This is a genomic window from Streptomyces sp. NBC_00083 (genome assembly GCF_026343295.1).
Classification (GTDB): domain Bacteria; phylum Actinomycetota; class Actinomycetes; order Streptomycetales; family Streptomycetaceae; genus Streptomyces.
Map to the genome: position 1 here is coordinate 23590 of NZ_JAPELY010000002.1, position 14222 is coordinate 37811.

Sequence of the window (14222 nt, forward strand, 5' to 3'; positions counted from 1 at the left end):
GAAGCCGCCCTCCACCGATCAGCTGACGCTCATGCCGCGCTCGGGCCACTGCTTTCGCTCCGCATAGAGGGAGTTGATCTTGCGGGAGGCCTTGAGGTACGTGTAGTCGGCCCGCCCATCCTCCGGCATCGAGTGCCGGGTTGCGGTGTCGACGCTGAGGTGGCGTGTCATGTGCCCCGGAGCGTCACCGAACGCGTACCGCACCGACCCGGGCCGCTCGGCCACCTTCGCGAAGTAGACAAGGGCTGCCACGGGTCAGCTCACACGTGTCGCGTGAGGTGGGCAGGGGCGAGCGTCCTGAAGACCGCCGGATGGAACCGCGGGCATCTACGCGAACCCGAGGCCCTGCTGCCGGTCGCCTTGGTCCCGTTCCCGGGGTCGGGGATGGCTGCTTCCGCTTGAGTGACCGCCTCGTCGGGCATGGGACGACCTCCTTTCGCGAGCCTGCTCATCGTGCCACCCCCTCCGTCAGGCCGTCGATGCCCCGTACCGGACGCGCAGGTCGTCGAGGTAGGCGTCCGGGGTCGGGAAGGGTGCGTCCTGGGCGCCTTGGCGGTGGAGGGTCGGACGGCCGTCGGGGTGCAGGGTCAGTGTGGTCGTGGCTCGGCGGGCGTCGGAGGGGCGCAACTCGGTTTCAACGCGCGGGAGGTGGAGGACCGGCATCTCCTCGGGGAACATCGTCATGGCCTCCACCGGGGTCGCCGCGGGGCGGTGGCCGGTGCGGTTGGCGCTGCTCACGTACAGGACCGGGTGGTCGTCCAGGAGCGGTACGAGCGGGTGCCAGCGCGCGCCGAAGAGCAGGACCCAGCCGTCCTTGGTGGCGGGTGCGAGCCAGGCGGGCGGGCGGGCGTCCGTGCTGAGCGGCAGCAGCAGGGTGAGGTGTTCCTCGGCCAGGAGGCGTGCGGCCAGCGCGGCGCCGGTGGTGTCGAGCGGGGTGCACGCGGTCACCGTGCGGAGGGTTTCCGGGGCGTGGGCCCACAGGGCCACCGGCTGGCCGGCCGGTCGGCCCTTGGACTCGTTCACGGCCTCGGGTCGCGTCGCTGTGACCACGTGGGTCAGCGGCGCCGGATTCGGCAGCACCACCGCCCCGCCCTCGCGTACGGCCCGCCGGGCACCGGCCAGGTCCACCGGCGTGCGGGGCAGGGTGGGGGCGGTGTCGCTGTTCAACGGAGCCCTCCAGTAGAGGAGTTGGGGTCGGTGCGGTTGATCGAGGCCTTGAGGCCTGCCAGGTAGTCGGCGAACGCGGTGTCCTCGACCACGGCCCGCCCCGTCCGGTAGGCGCGTTCCTTGACCCACGCCATCGCCGCCCGGTTCTGCCCGGCGTCGAGCGTGTGGCCCAGGCGACCGGCGACGGCGGTGACGACGCGGGCGCTGGCCAGGTGGGTGAGGACCACCCGCGGCTCGATTCCCAGCACCTCCTCGGGGTCGAACGGCTGGAAGAGCGTGGGGTGGACGAAGGGGGTGCCGGTGGAGATGGACCCCACCCCGGCCCCCACGATCGGCGTGGTCACGGTGAGCGGGACGCCGGTCTCCTCGGCCACTCTGCGCGCGATGCCCGGCAGCCGTGTCAGGTCGGGCTCGGTCCACCACAGACCGGCCTCCGGCCCGGTGGCCGGTCCCCGGCCGTCCCGCGTCGGCGCACCGCCCACCCCCGGCTGTACGCCCCCGCCTCCCAGCAGCTCGTCTCCATGCCGCGCCAGCAGAAACAGCAGCTGTTCCGTGGCGACCATCCCGGCGCGTTCGGCGATGCCCAGCCAGGACGAGGACACCACGCGTACGCCGGCGGCCAGGGCCTCCAGTGTGTTGGCCAGGCCCAGGCCGAGGTCGTTGTGCAGGTGCGACGCCAGTACCACCTCGATGCCGCCCGCAGCCCGTCCCGCCGGTGTGCCGCGGCCCGTGCCGCCGCCTGCCCGCCCCGCCGGTCCCTCGCCTCCCGCGGCGAACCCCACCTCAGCGTCGCCGCCCCCGGCAAGCCCCACCTCGGCGTCGCCGCCCGCAGCCCGCCCCGCCCCTGCACCGCCGCCCGCAACAAGCCCCGCCTCGGCACCGCCGCCCGCGCCACACCCCGCCCGCACCCGGCGGAACATCTCCCCACAGGCGAACGGGAGTTGGGCGCCCACCGTGTCCGCCAGCACGATCACCCCCGCCCCGGCGTCGGTCATCGCCTGTGCGTAGTGCGCCATCAGTGCGTGGTCCGCTCGGGACGCGTCGGCCAGGCAGATGTCCACCGCGACCCCGTCGTCCAGGTCGCGGGCGTGTTTCACCAGATCGACCCCGGCCTGCAGGGCCTCCCGCGCGGTGCGGTGCACCATGACCTGCGCCATCGCCTCCGACGCGGGCACCACGACCATGACCCGCGCATGCCGGCTGCCCCGTACGGACGCCACCGCCTGCTCCAGGTCCCGCCGCGCCCCCCGACAGACCGCCGCGACGCTCACCGCACCCTCGGCCTCGGCAGCGACGCGGCGTACGGCCTCGAACTCCTCCCCGCACACCGCGGGGAACCCGGCGGCGAACACCACGTGCCGGGGCCCGTCCGCGCCGAACATCCGGCCCATCTCGCGCGCCAGTTCCACCCGGAAGCCGGGCGTCATCAACGTCTTGGCCTGCGCGCCGTCCCGCGCAGACTCCTCCCACAGCACGATCCGGCCCGCTCCGGCTGACTCCCGCACCACGTCCACGACCACTACGCCCCTCCACCCTTTTGCCCCGGTGGGTCCGGGCACCGGCCCGGCGCCGGTGTCCCGGCCGGGCCCTGTCCGCCGGATCGCCACGTCACTGTCATCGACACCGGGACCGCGACCGACACCGGCACAGGGACCGCGACCGACACCGGCACCGGCACCGGCACCGGGACCGACACCGGGACCAGCCGTCGGCCACCGCCACCGCCACCGCCACCGTCACCGGTCACACCGCCGTACAGCCGTCGATCACAGCCACAGCCACCGTCACCGTAAGCAATCCGCCAGGCACCCGGGGCCACATTCCCCGAACCTCACCCAGGCGCGCGGGGGTCCGCTCAGGGAGCGGTCAGTCCCACCGGAAGGTCCAACTCCGCGCCCCCACCAGGGACTCCGCGTGCTCCTGGAGGGTCGTCGCTATCGCGTCCGGACAGAACGCGAAGTGTTCCGCCGCCAGCACCAGCGCCTCCTCCCGGTCCTCCGGCGGGGCCGCCACCGACACCAGGAGCTGGTCGTACGTCAGCCCCACGACCCGGATCCCGAACCGGTCCTCCCACGACCGCAGCACCGCGCACAGCCGCGCCACGTCGTTCTCGTGGCTCAGCGCGCCCCGCCAGCCGAGCGCCGCCGGGATGTCCGCGCTGCGCCGCGCCGGGACCAGGGCCATGCGGGCGCCCCGCAGCGGGCCCGCGCCCGTCGCCGCCCCGGCGACCTCCGCCGCCACCCGGTCGGGGTCCGCCCCGGAATCCGGCGCCTCCGCCAGACCCGGCCACTCCTCGCCCCCGTACCCCAGCTCGACCTCCGCGTACGCCTCCCAGAACTCCGCCAGGACGTCCTCCGCGTCGTGGTCCCCCGGATACGACACCTCGCCCGGCGCCAAGTCCCACTGCCCCAAGTCCCTCACCCCGCCCAGCAGTACGGGATGCAGCCCAGCCGTCCTGCGCGCCGGGGCCAGCCGTGCCCAGTCCCGGGGCCCGGCCGGCTCGTCCGCGCACCAGCACCAGGGCTCGTCCGCCGGGCCGACCAGACCGCCCGACGGCAGCACCAGCCCCAGCGCCGCACCGGCTGGGTCGTCCGTCAACCGCGGAAGAGGATTCGCAAGCATCGCCATGTCCCGAATGTAAGTCCCGCCACTGACAACGCGGTTCGGCGCCTCGCCCCGCCCGTCCCGACTCAGCCCCCCCGCCCCGCCAGCCCCCGCAGCCCCCGTGCCGCGCGGGATCCGGGGTCTGCTGTCAGGAGGACGACCTCCTGGTCGTCCTCCGGTACGAGCAGCACGTCGCAGTTCAGGCGGAGCGCCCCCGCCTGCGGGTGCTCCAGGGTCTTGGTGCGGTGCCCCGGCGCGTGGACCGGGCGGGTCTCCCAGATCTGCCGGAACTCCTCGCTGCCCGCGTGCAGTTCGGCTAGCAGCGCCGCCAGTCGCGCGTCCTGCGGATAGCGGTCCGCCGCCCGGCGCAGCCTCGCCACCGCGATGTGCCCGAACTCCTCGGAGCCGGAGCTCTCGTACACCCGCCCCCGGGCGAGGAACCGCCGCCGGGCCAGGTTCGTGGGCCCCTCGCCGGGGTCGGCGCAGAGCAGCGCCCGCGCCAGGGGGTTGCAGGCCACCACGTCGTAGGCCGCGTCCGTGACCACCGCACCCGTCTCCGGCAGCCGCTCCAGCATGCGGGCCACGTGCGGACGCACCCGCCGCACCGCGCTGGTGCCCGGCGGCTCGCCCGTGCCCGCCAGGCGGAACAGATGGCTGCGTTCCGCCCGCGTGAGCCGCAGCGCGCGGGCCAGCGCGTCCAGGATCCGGGCCGACGGCCGCGGCCCCCGGGCCTGCTCAAGCCGGGTGTAGTAGTCGACCGACATGTGGGCCAGCTCCGCGACCTCCTCGCGGCGCAGCCCCGGCGTGCGGCGGACGCCGCCCGTCGCCGTCAGGCCCGTGCCGTCCGGACGCAGCTCCGCCCGGCGCGCCCGCAGGAAGTGGGCCAGCTCCTGTCGCGGCATGTCGCCTCCCGCCACCCGCCTGGTACAGGTTGTCCCTGGCACGCCTCCCGCGACCAGGGAAACCTGGGGGCATGAACCAACGCATCGCTCTGGTCACCGGCGCCAACAAGGGCATCGGGAAGCATATCGCCCGGCTCCTCGCCGCCGAGGGCCTCACCGTGTACGTGGGCTCCCGCGACCCCGGGCGCGGGCAGCGCGCCGCCGAGGAGATCGGCACCGGTGCCCGTCCGCTCGTCCTCGACGTCACCGATCCCCAGACCATCGCCCAGGCGGCGGCGCGGCTGGACCGCCTGGACGTGCTGGTCAACAACGCCGGCATCTCGCCCTCCCTCACCCCACCGGCCGAAACGGCCACCGACGAGTTCCGGCGTACGTACGAGACCAACGTGTTCGGGGTGGTCGCGGTGACCAACGCCTTCCTGCCCGCCCTGCGCCGCTCCCCGCACCCCCGCATCGTCAACGTCTCCAGCGGCACGGCTTCGCTGACCTGGAGCACCGGCCCCAACCCCCAGTTCACCCCGGGAAGCGGGGGCGCCGCCGCCTACCGGTCCTCCAAGGCCGCGCTCAACGCCCTCACCGTCCTGTACGCCCAGACGCTGGCCGGGGACGGTTTCAAGGTCAACGCGCTCGCCCCCGGCCTGCGCGCCACCGACCTCAACCCCCGCGCCGCGCAAACCGGCGGCGACCCGGCCGAGGCCGCCCTCGGCGCCGTACGCCTCGCCCTCCTGCCGGACGACGGCCCCACCGGCGGCTTCTTCTCGTGGGACGGAACGTCCGTGCCGTGGTGAGTGCCATTAGCCCCAACTGTGGTGTACAGGAGGAGAGTTGGGGGTCCCGGCGGGAGTAACGGCGGCGTGCCCGCAGGGCGTTCATGTGGGTCCCCTGTGACAGAACGAAGACCTAGTGGGAGACCGCTCGTAACTCGCTGCGAGTTACAAATAGTTCTGACCGAACGAACGAACGCCTCTCCTGGGGGAACACCATGAAGCTCACCCGCATCGCCGCCATCGCCGCCCTCGGTGTCGCCGCCACGTTCTCGCTCACCGCCTGCAACGGCGACGACTCCTCCAACGGCCAGGCCGCCGGTTCGCCCTCCGCCGCAGCGCCCGCCCCCGTCACCGCCGACCCCGGCTCCTCGGACTCCTCCGGCTCCTCCGCCTCGTCCAACGGCGGCGCGAAGAGCTCCGGCGGCGGAGGTTCGACCTCCGGCAGCGGCAAGTCGGGCGGCGCCAAGGGCTCCGCCAACGGCGCCGTGAACGGCACCGGCCAGGGCGACGGCAAGACCAAGTTCTGCAAGACGGCGGACCTCGCCATCGACGCCCAGAACGCCGCGCCCGACAAGACGTCCGGCCGCGTCAACATCACGATGATCAACCGGGGTTCCACCACCTGCTCCGCGACCGGATTCGCCGGCGTCGACATCAAGGACGCCGACCACACCTCGAACCCCATACCGCGCGGCCAGGCCCAGCCCCGCATCACCACCCTGAAGCCGGGCGACGCCGCCGTCTTCGACATCGCGTACACCATCGACTCCAGCGGCAAGAGCCTCTCCCACCCGACCAACATCCTGGTGACGCCCCCGAACGAGACTCACACCATCACGCTGAACTGGCCCTCCGGTGCGGGCAGCGTCAAGGGCTCCTACGGCGACGTCCAGGTCTACCCCACGCACAACACGAACTGACGCGTCGGCCTCAGAGCGCGGTGAGGAAGCCCTGCCAGGTGGTGGGGTTCAGGGTGAGGGTCGGACCCTCGGGGTTCTTGGAGTCCCGGACGTGGATCGCCGAGGGGTGGGTCGCCACCTCGACGCACTCGCCGCCGTCACTTCCGCTGTAGCTCGACTTCTGCCAGTCGCAGGCCATTTCGACGCAGGCGCCGCCCTCGTCGCTGCTGTAGCTGGACTTGAACCACGCAAGTGCGATGCTCATTGCTCTCCTAGTAGCCGGTCCAACAGGCCCCTTGTCTGCTCGGAGTTGAGAGCCTGCGTTCGCAGCATCGCATATTTCTGGGCGAGGATACTGACCTCATCGGGGTCGGAGATGAGCTGGCTGCCCCGCTGAGTTTCGGTGTAGGCGAGCTGGTGGTGATCCGGGGTTTCCACGAGGATGAAGGGCCCCGCGAGGGCTGCGTGCGTATGCCGTCCCAGCGGCATCACCTGAAGGGTCAGGCCTGGCAGGGAAGCGCACGAACGCAGGTGTCGAAGCGTCTCGACGTACACCTGGTCGCTGCCCAGGCGGTCTCGCAGGATCGCTTCGGAGATGACGAAGCTGATCGTCGGCGGCTCCTTCTGGTGCAGTATCTCCTGCCGCTCCAACCGCTTCGCGGTCTGCGCGATGATCTCGTCCTCGCTCATCGCGGGCACCTTGCTCAGGAAGACCGCCTGCGCGTAGTTCTCCGTCTGGAGCAGGCCCGGCAGTACCTGGTTCTCGAACCAGGACAGCGCGATGGCCTCCCGCTCCAGATCCATGTACTCCTCCGCCCACGCCGGAATCAGATCGATCTCCGGCATGTTGGCCACCGCCGTCTCCAGGGCGCCCTTGGTGTCGAGGATGCCGTCCAGGGAGCGGGCCAGGTCGGGTTTGAGGAGGCGACGGCCCTGTTCGATCGAGGCAATCATCTCCAGGTGAAGGAGCGCACGATGGGCCAGTTCCTTCTGGGTCATGCCGGCGGCTTCCCGGAAGTTCGCCACGAGGGCGCCGACCAGCTTCATCGCCGACGTGTTCTTACGGGACCGCTTCCTTGGGCGTCGCATGTTCGCTCAACTCCCCATACGTACACGTACGTTACGCATTTCCGAGCCGTACAGAAATGTTGTACGGGTCGGCGCACTGCAACCCACCCCGCCTCCTCCGCAACCCTCCCCTCATGACCGAGAACGAAATCCGCGAACGCTTCTACGCCCGGCGGCGCCAATCCGTGCCTGCGGCAAGGGAGTTCGCCGAGGGGGCCGTCGCCGACTGGGGGTTCGCGCACCGGCGCGACGACGTGCTGCTCTGTGTCAGCGAGCTCGTCACCAACGCGCTGCTGCACGGGGTTCCACCCGGGCGGGGGTTTCTGCTGCGGATGGGGTTGTGCGACGGGGCCGTGCTGCGGGTCGAGGTGCAGGACAGCGGGGGCGGGGTGCCCGGGATCGCGGGTGTGCGGGGCGCGGGGGACGAGGGCGGGCGCGGGCTTCTGCTGGTCGAGGCCATGGCCGACAAGTGGGGGGTGGGGGAGCGGGACCCCGGCAAGGCCGTGTGGTGCGAGTTCGTGTGCCCGGGGCCGAGTTGAGGGTGCTGGGCCGGGGGTCCCGAGCCGCGGGTTGAGACGGGTGCCCGGATGCTGGGATGGCCGGATGTCGACGACGGGCCGCTGCGTAGGGTGCCGGGTAGTAGGACGTCCGAGCAACCGACAGGAGCCCGCCCATGACCGCCGCCTCTTCGGCCGCCGCCGTGCCCCCGCTCGCCGCGCGTGCCGCGTCCGTCGGTGCCTCCCCCGTACGGGAGATCCTGGCGCTCACCGCCCGGCCCGAGGTGATCTCCTTCGCCGGCGGCCTCCCCGCGCCCGAGCTGTTCGACGGGGCGGGCATGGCCGCCGCGTTCCGGGCGGTGCTCGACGAGCAGAGCGCCGCCGCGCTCCAGTACTCCACGACCGAGGGCAGCCCGGCGCTGCGTGCCGCCACCGCCGACCGGGTCACCAAGCGCGGGCTCGCCACGGACGCCGACGACCTCCTCATCACCACCGGATCGCAGCAGGGGCTCACCCTGCTCGCCGCCGCCCTGCTCGAACCCGGCGACGTCGTCCTCGTCGAAGACCCCTGCTACCTGGCCGCGTTGCAGGTCTTCGGCTTCGCCGGGGCGCGCGTCATCGCCGTGCCCTGCGACGACGAGGGCCCCGACCCGGCCGCCTTCGACGCGCTCGTGGCCCGCGAGCGGCCGAAGCTGTTCTACTCCGTGCCCACCTTCCAGAACCCCACCGGCCGCACCATGACCGCCGAGCGGCGCCGGGCCGTCGCCGATGTCGCCGTGCGGCGCGGGCTGTGGATCGTGGAGGACGACCCGTACGGCGAGCTGCGCTACGAGGGCGAGCACGTGCCGTGGATCTCCTCGTACGAGGACGCCGCCGACCGCACCGTGCTGCTCAGCAGCTACTCCAAGATCATGGCGCCGGGACTGCGCATCGGCTGGCTGCGCGCTCCCCATGCTCTGCTGCGCGCCTGCGTCATAGCCAAGCAGGCCTCCGACCTGCACACCCCGACCGTGAACCAGCTCGCCGCCGCCCGCTACCTCGCGGACCGCGATCTCGACGCCCACCTCGCCGTGGTGCGGGCCGCCTACGGCGAGCGCCGGGACGCCATGCTCGCCGGCCTCGCCGACGCGCTGCCCTCCGGCTCCACCTGGAACCGGCCCGAGGGCGGCATGTTCCTGTGGGTCAGGCTGCCGGACGGCCACGACGCAACTGCTCTGCTCCCCAAGGTGGTTGAGCACGATGTGGCCTATGTTCCGGGTGCCCCCTTCTTCGCCGGCACCCCGGACGCCGCCTCGCTGCGGCTCTGCTTCGTCACCTCGGCACCCGACGAGATCCGCGAGGGACTGACCCGGCTCGGTCGAGCCCTCAGGGGATAGATTGGTCAACTCCCCGCGCTGTCAGGGAAGTTGGTGGCCTCGCGGCTGCGGCCTCGGCTCTCGCCGCCTACCCCTTCGGCTTCGCCCTCACGTGCATCCGCTCGCCCTGTCTGCCGAACAGGCTCAGCACCTCCACCGGGCGGGCGTCCGCGCTGCTGAACCAGTGCGGCACCTTCGTGTCCCACTCGGCGACCTCGCCCGGACCCAGGACCAGGTCGTGCTCGCCGAGGACGAGCCGCAGCCTGCCGTCGAGGACGTACAGCCACTCGTACCCCTCGTGCGAGCGCAGGTCGGGCTCGGTGCCCCGGTGCGGGATGAGGAGCTTGTACGCCTGGAGGGGACCCGGCGTCCTGGTCAGCGGGACGAACGTGCCGCCGTTCTGCAGCGGGCGCGGGGTGAGGCGCACCCGGGGGTCGCCGACCTCGGGCGCGCCGACCAGGTCGTCGAGCGGTACCCCGTACGCGCTCGCCAGGGGCAGCAGGAGTTCGAGGCTCGGGCGGCGCTGCCCCGACTCCAGGCGGGACAGGGTGCTCTTGGAGATCCCGGTCGTCGTGGCGAGCGAGGCCAGGCTCAGGCCGCGCTTCGCGCGCAGCCGCCGGAGCCGGGGGCCGACCTCGTCCAGAACCGCCTGATGGGGGGAGCGGGCCGGTGCGTCGGGCAGCGGGGCCACGGGTTCGTCGAGCTCGTCGGGTTCGGGGTTCTTCGTGCGCGCCATGGGGGCATTCCACCCCGGCCGTCCCGGAACCGGCAACAGATGTTGCCGTTCCGGCTCCACGGGCGCACCTTCCTCGGCAGGGGTCCCGTCGGCGGGCTCCGGTCCGAGAACGGGGTTCATGGTGACGTCCAGCGAGCGACAGAGACCAGATGCGGCGGCGGCCACCGGGCGCGCCCTCCCGGCACCGGCGCGCGGGCCGGGGCCGGTCCGCTGGGCGCTGGCCGGGCTCTCGCTCTCCGCGCTGCTGTCCTCGCTCGGCACCAGCAGCGCCAATGTCGCCCTGCCGGGCCTGGCCCGCGCCTTCGACGCCTCGTTCCAGCAGGTGCAGTGGGTCGTCCTCGCCTATCTGCTCGCCGTCACCGCCCTCATCGTTGGCGCCGGCCGGCTCGGTGATCTGCTTGGCCGGCGACGGCTGCTCCTCGCGGGGATCCTGCTGTTCACGGCGGCCTCCCTGCTGTGCGGTGCCGCGCCCACCCTGGGGGTGCTCATCGCGGCGCGGGCCGCGCAGGGACTGGGCGCCGCGGTGCTGATGGCCCTCACCCTCGCCTTCGTCGGCGAGACCGTGCCCAAGGAGCGGACCGGGCGGGCGATGGGGCTGCTGGGCACGATGTCCGCGACCGGCACCGCGCTCGGGCCGTCGCTCGGCGGCCTGCTGATCTCCGGGTTCGGCTGGCGTGCGGTCTTCCTCGTCGGCGTGCCGCTCGGCCTCGTGAGCCTGCTGCTGGTGCATCGCCATGTGCCCGCCGACCGGGCGTGGCCGGGTGCGCCCAGGACCGCGTTCGACCGCGTCGGCACGGTGCTGCTCGCCCTCACGCTCACCGCGTACGCGCTGGCCATGACGCTGGGGCACGGCCGGATCGGGGCGCTCGGCGTGGTGCTGCTCGTGGTCGCGGGGGCGGGGGCCGTCGCCTTCGTACGGGCCGAGGCGCGGGCGGTGGCGCCGCTGGTCCGGCCGGCCATGTTCCGCGATCCGGCGCTGAGCGCCGGCCTCGCGATGAGCGCGCTCGTCTCCACGGTGATCATGGCGACCCTGGTGGTCGGGCCGTTCTACCTCTCCCGTGGACTCGGCCTCCAGGACGCCCTGGTGGGGCTCGCCCTGTCCGCGGGACCGCTCGTCGCCGCGCTGTCCGGGGTGCCGGCGGGCCGGGTCGTGGACCGGTTCGGCGCGCACCGCACGACGGTCGCCGGGCTCGCCGCTTCGGCGGTCGGCTGTGTGCTCCTGTCCCTGACGCCGACGGCGTTCGGGGTCCTCGGGTACGTCGTCCCGCTAGTGGTCGTCACCGGCGGCTACGCGCTGTTCCAGACGGCCAACAACACCGCCGTCCTGGCCGATGTCGCACCGGACCGGCGGGGCGTCACCTCCGGCATGCTCCATCTGTCGCGCAACCTCGGCCTCATCACCGGGACGTCGGTGATGGGCGCGGTGTTCGCCGCGGCCTCCGCCACGGACGACGTCACCACGGCGGGCTCGGGAGCCGTGGCCACCGGGATGCGGGTGACGTTCGCGGTGGCGGCCGTCCTGGTCCTTCTCGCGCTGGCCGTCGCGGCCACGGGGCGTGTTCTCACCCGGCGCCCGGCGCAGGGCAGTTGAGGACGCTCGCGTACCGGCGCGAGCGCCGTGGACTACCAGGAGTCGATCGTCGACAGGTCCGACTGCCAGTACGTGACCATGGCCTGGCTCTCCACGACGGCGATGCTCTTGGTGAGCGAGGCGTGCGCGGCGGAGCCCGTGGAACCGTTGTCGTCCTTGCCCTGGAAGTACACCGAGACGCGGGTGGAGTTCCGCGGCTTGCTCCCGTCGTCCTCGCCCTGGGTGCGGACCATCGCGTACGCCGAGGCGCCGGGGGAGAGGGAGACCACTGCCTGCGGGATCGTGTCCTTGTCCACGGCGACCGGCGACTGCTGGTCGCCGAAGAAGGCCACCGACGGCGCGTAGTAGGCGTTGCACCGGGTCGAGCCGGTGTTGGTGACCGTCAGGAGTACGTGGTTGATCGGCCGGGTCACCGGGGTCGCGGTCAGCTTCACGGTGGCGCCCGTGCAGGACGCGTCGGACGAGCCGCCCCCGGAGGGCTTCTTCGCGGACTTTCCGCCCGGGTTGGCGGCGGAGCCGCTGCCGGAACCGGAGCCGGTGTGCCCGCCGGAGGACGAGCCCGCGCTCTTGCCGGACCCCGTACCCGTACCCGAGCCCTTGCTGTCGCCCGCGGGCGTCTGGCCGGGGGTGGCCGGGGTGTCGACGGGGGTCGAAGCCGCCGGCTTCTCGGCCGAGGTCGAGCCGTCCGATCCGTCTCCGCCGCAGGCGGTCAGGGCGAGGGCGGCGACGAGCGTGGAGGTCGCGGCGGCGGCGATGCGGAAGGTGGTGCGCATGGTGAGGGTGCTCCCCGTGTGAGTAGGTGATGCCGGCCCGACGTCGTCGTGAACGCGTCAGCGGCGGTAGTGGTGGATCAGCGTGATGAGGGTGGCGATGGACACGGCCAGGACGACCACGGCCATGGCGTCCGCCACGTTGAACCGGATGCGGAATCGCATGGGTTGCTCCCCGGAGCGAGCTGTTCGGCTGCTTGCTGCACCTACCTTGCGGGCCGGTCCGACGGTCCGGCAACGAGCAAGGGACAATGGGGGAAGCTGGAACGCTGGAACACCCTTTGACCTGGGGAAACAACCTGTCCCTGGAATGCGTTCCTGGGATGGATGGGGAGGGAACCGGGGCATGGCGACAACGGAGTCGGAGCAGTTCGCGGCGTTGCTGCGCGAGTTGAAGGAACGCTCGGGGCGCAGCTACGGGGTGCTCGCGGGCCGCCTGCACATGAGTACGTCCACGCTCCACCGGTACTGCAACGGGGACGCGGTCCCCAACGAGTACGCGCCCGTCGAGCGGCTCGCCCGGCTGTGCGGGGCGAGCCCCGAGGAGTCCGTCGAACTGCACCGGCGCTGGATCCTGGCGGACGAGGCGCGCCGCCGCGCGCGCGGCACGAACCCGGCGGGGGCCGCCCCTGCCGCTGCCCCCGCGCCGGCCGCGGAGCCGGCTGCCGCTCCGGCCGAGACCGGCCGGGCCGCCGACGCCGATGCCCACGCCGACGCCGCCGAGTCCGGCCGGGTCGGCGGGTCCGGCTCCGCCCGCGGGTCCGGCCCCGCCCCCGCGTTCGGCTCCGCGTTCGACTCCGCCCCCGGGCCCGTACCCGGCTCCGCGGCCGGCCCGGACCCGGACCCCGAGCCCGGCCCCCGTGACGAACTGCCCGACGTCGTCGCCTCCGAGGCCGCCGGTACGCCGTCGGCGACGGGCCGGTTCGGCGGGAAGCGGACGCGGCTCGCGCTCATCGGGGCGGCCGTCGTGGCGCTCGCCGTGCCCGCCGTGGCCGTCGCCGCCCTGTCGGGGCCCGACGACAAACCCAGCGGCGCGGTCGCCGACGCCAAGCAGAGCCGCGCGGCCGTGAAGAGCGCGCCCCCGCACACGCCCGGCGCCTCAGCGAGCCCGACGCCCAGCGCTTCGGCATCGTCCTCGGCCGGCCCGTCGGCCTCGGCCGCCGTGTCGCACACGAAGCCCGCACCGAAGGGGGGCGCGACCGGCACGCCCATCAGCGTGGGCATCAGCTCGTACGACTGGGACACGCCGTGCGGCAAGTACTACCTGCTCGACCAGAAGCCCACCGCGGTGCCCCCGCCCCCGCCCAGCGAGCAGGACCGGCGGTCCTGGGCGCGGGCGCTCGGCGGGGTCGACGGCGGGGGTCTCAAACTGGAGCTCACCGCCACGGGCAAGAGCGAAGACGCGGTGGTCATCACCGGGATCAGCGTGCGCGTGGTGGGGCGCGAGGCGCCGCTGGCCTGGACGGCCTACTCGATGGGGCAGGGGTGCGGCGGCGGTGTCGTCCCGCAGACCTTCGACCTCGACCTGGACGCGCCGCAGCCGGTCACCAAGCCCGTCGCCGGTCACCAGGGTGACAACGTTGTGCCGGCCAAGGACTTCCCCTTCAAGGTGTCCGCGCACGACCCCGAGGTCTACGACCTGGACGTGCACACCGAGGACCACGACGTCAGCTGGTATCTGGAGGTCGGCTGGAGCAGCGGCGAACGCTCCGGGAAGGTCACCGTGAACGACGGTGGCAAGCCGTTCCACACCAGCGCGGTCAAGGGCCGGCCGGCGTACGACTACAACCCGTTCGACAACGCGTGGGAGAAGCTGGATGCCCCATGAGCAACCGGCTTCTCCCACGCGGGAGTTGACCCGGGGGG

General features: G+C 73.0%; 15 protein-coding genes. 6 read left to right on the forward strand and 9 right to left on the reverse strand.

The genetic code is table 11. The features are described 5' to 3' along the window. Positions 1 to 18: 18 nt before the first annotated feature. The 5 genes from OOJ98_RS16525 to OOJ98_RS16545 all read right to left on the reverse strand — a co-directional run bounded on the left by OOJ98_RS16525 (position 19) and on the right by OOJ98_RS16545 (position 4673). Entirely contained in the window at positions 19 to 252 is a 234-nt protein-coding gene (locus tag OOJ98_RS16525; RefSeq protein ID WP_267055675.1) for a hypothetical protein, read from the reverse strand. A gap of 216 nt (positions 253 to 468) precedes the next feature. Continuing rightward, the gene (locus OOJ98_RS16530; RefSeq protein WP_267055676.1) at positions 469 to 1167 is read right to left on the reverse strand and encodes a Sua5/YciO/YrdC/YwlC family protein; all 699 of its coding nucleotides are present in this window, start codon (positions 1165 to 1167) and stop codon (positions 469 to 471) included. Beyond that, positions 1164 to 2687: a 2-isopropylmalate synthase gene (locus OOJ98_RS16535; RefSeq protein WP_267055677.1), complete on the reverse strand. Its 1524-nt coding sequence runs from the start codon at positions 2685 to 2687 to the stop codon at positions 1164 to 1166. The genes OOJ98_RS16530 and OOJ98_RS16535 overlap by 4 nt, the downstream gene beginning before the upstream one ends. Positions 2688 to 3033: 346 nt before the next feature. Beyond that, a complete protein-coding gene (locus OOJ98_RS16540) occupies positions 3034 to 3795 on the reverse strand; it encodes a DUF4253 domain-containing protein (RefSeq protein ID WP_267055678.1) in 762 nt (253 codons plus the stop codon). Between the two features lie 62 nt (positions 3796 to 3857). After that, positions 3858 to 4673: a helix-turn-helix transcriptional regulator gene (locus tag OOJ98_RS16545; RefSeq protein ID WP_267055679.1), complete on the reverse strand. Its 816-nt coding sequence runs from the start codon at positions 4671 to 4673 to the stop codon at positions 3858 to 3860. A gap of 71 nt (positions 4674 to 4744) precedes the next feature. Between OOJ98_RS16545 and OOJ98_RS16550 the strand changes: the two genes are divergently transcribed. Both OOJ98_RS16550 and OOJ98_RS16555 read left to right on the forward strand, forming a co-directional pair. Beyond that, positions 4745 to 5461 (forward strand): SDR family oxidoreductase, encoded by a 717-nt coding sequence (locus tag OOJ98_RS16550; protein WP_267055680.1) that lies wholly within the window; start codon positions 4745 to 4747, stop codon positions 5459 to 5461. Positions 5462 to 5655: 194 nt separating this feature from the next. Then, positions 5656 to 6360: a DUF4232 domain-containing protein gene (locus OOJ98_RS16555; protein ID WP_267055681.1), complete on the forward strand. Its 705-nt coding sequence runs from the start codon at positions 5656 to 5658 to the stop codon at positions 6358 to 6360. A gap of 10 nt (positions 6361 to 6370) precedes the next feature. Here the strand turns inward: OOJ98_RS16555 and OOJ98_RS16560 are convergent, their stop codons facing one another. Next, positions 6371 to 6604 carry a DUF397 domain-containing protein gene (locus OOJ98_RS16560; RefSeq protein WP_267055682.1) on the reverse strand — a complete coding sequence of 78 codons (234 nt, stop codon included), beginning with the start codon at positions 6602 to 6604 and terminating at the stop codon, positions 6371 to 6373. Then, positions 6601 to 7386, reverse strand: a complete 786-nt coding sequence (locus OOJ98_RS16565) for a helix-turn-helix transcriptional regulator (RefSeq protein WP_267055683.1) — start codon at positions 7384 to 7386, stop codon at positions 6601 to 6603. The genes OOJ98_RS16560 and OOJ98_RS16565 overlap by 4 nt, the downstream gene beginning before the upstream one ends. A gap of 155 nt (positions 7387 to 7541) precedes the next feature. Here OOJ98_RS16565 and OOJ98_RS16570 point away from each other — a divergent pair, with 155 nt between their 5' ends. Then, complete coding sequence (locus OOJ98_RS16570; RefSeq protein WP_267055684.1) at positions 7542 to 7946, forward strand: ATP-binding protein; 405 nt, start codon at positions 7542 to 7544, stop codon at positions 7944 to 7946. 134 nt (positions 7947 to 8080) lie between these two features. Then, positions 8081 to 9280: a PLP-dependent aminotransferase family protein gene (locus OOJ98_RS16575; RefSeq protein WP_267055685.1), complete on the forward strand. Its 1200-nt coding sequence runs from the start codon at positions 8081 to 8083 to the stop codon at positions 9278 to 9280. A 67-nt stretch (positions 9281 to 9347) separates the two neighbouring features. On the opposite strand, the gene OOJ98_RS16580 is transcribed toward OOJ98_RS16575, so the two are convergent. After that, positions 9348 to 9995, reverse strand: a complete 648-nt coding sequence (locus tag OOJ98_RS16580) for a helix-turn-helix domain-containing protein (protein ID WP_267055686.1) — start codon at positions 9993 to 9995, stop codon at positions 9348 to 9350. Positions 9996 to 10113: 118 nt separating this feature from the next. Here OOJ98_RS16580 and OOJ98_RS16585 point away from each other — a divergent pair, with 118 nt between their 5' ends. Then, a complete protein-coding gene (locus OOJ98_RS16585; RefSeq protein ID WP_267055687.1) occupies positions 10114 to 11586 on the forward strand; it encodes an MFS transporter in 1473 nt (490 codons plus the stop codon). Between the two features lie 32 nt (positions 11587 to 11618). On the opposite strand, the gene OOJ98_RS16590 is transcribed toward OOJ98_RS16585, so the two are convergent. Further along, on the reverse strand, positions 11619 to 12359 hold the full coding sequence (locus OOJ98_RS16590; RefSeq protein ID WP_267055688.1) for a DUF4232 domain-containing protein: 741 nt from the start codon (positions 12357 to 12359) through the stop codon (positions 11619 to 11621). A 343-nt stretch (positions 12360 to 12702) separates the two neighbouring features. Between OOJ98_RS16590 and OOJ98_RS16595 the strand changes: the two genes are divergently transcribed. Then, positions 12703 to 14184 carry a helix-turn-helix transcriptional regulator gene (locus tag OOJ98_RS16595; RefSeq protein ID WP_267055689.1) on the forward strand — a complete coding sequence of 494 codons (1482 nt, stop codon included), beginning with the start codon at positions 12703 to 12705 and terminating at the stop codon, positions 14182 to 14184. Positions 14185 to 14222: the final 38 nt, after the last annotated feature.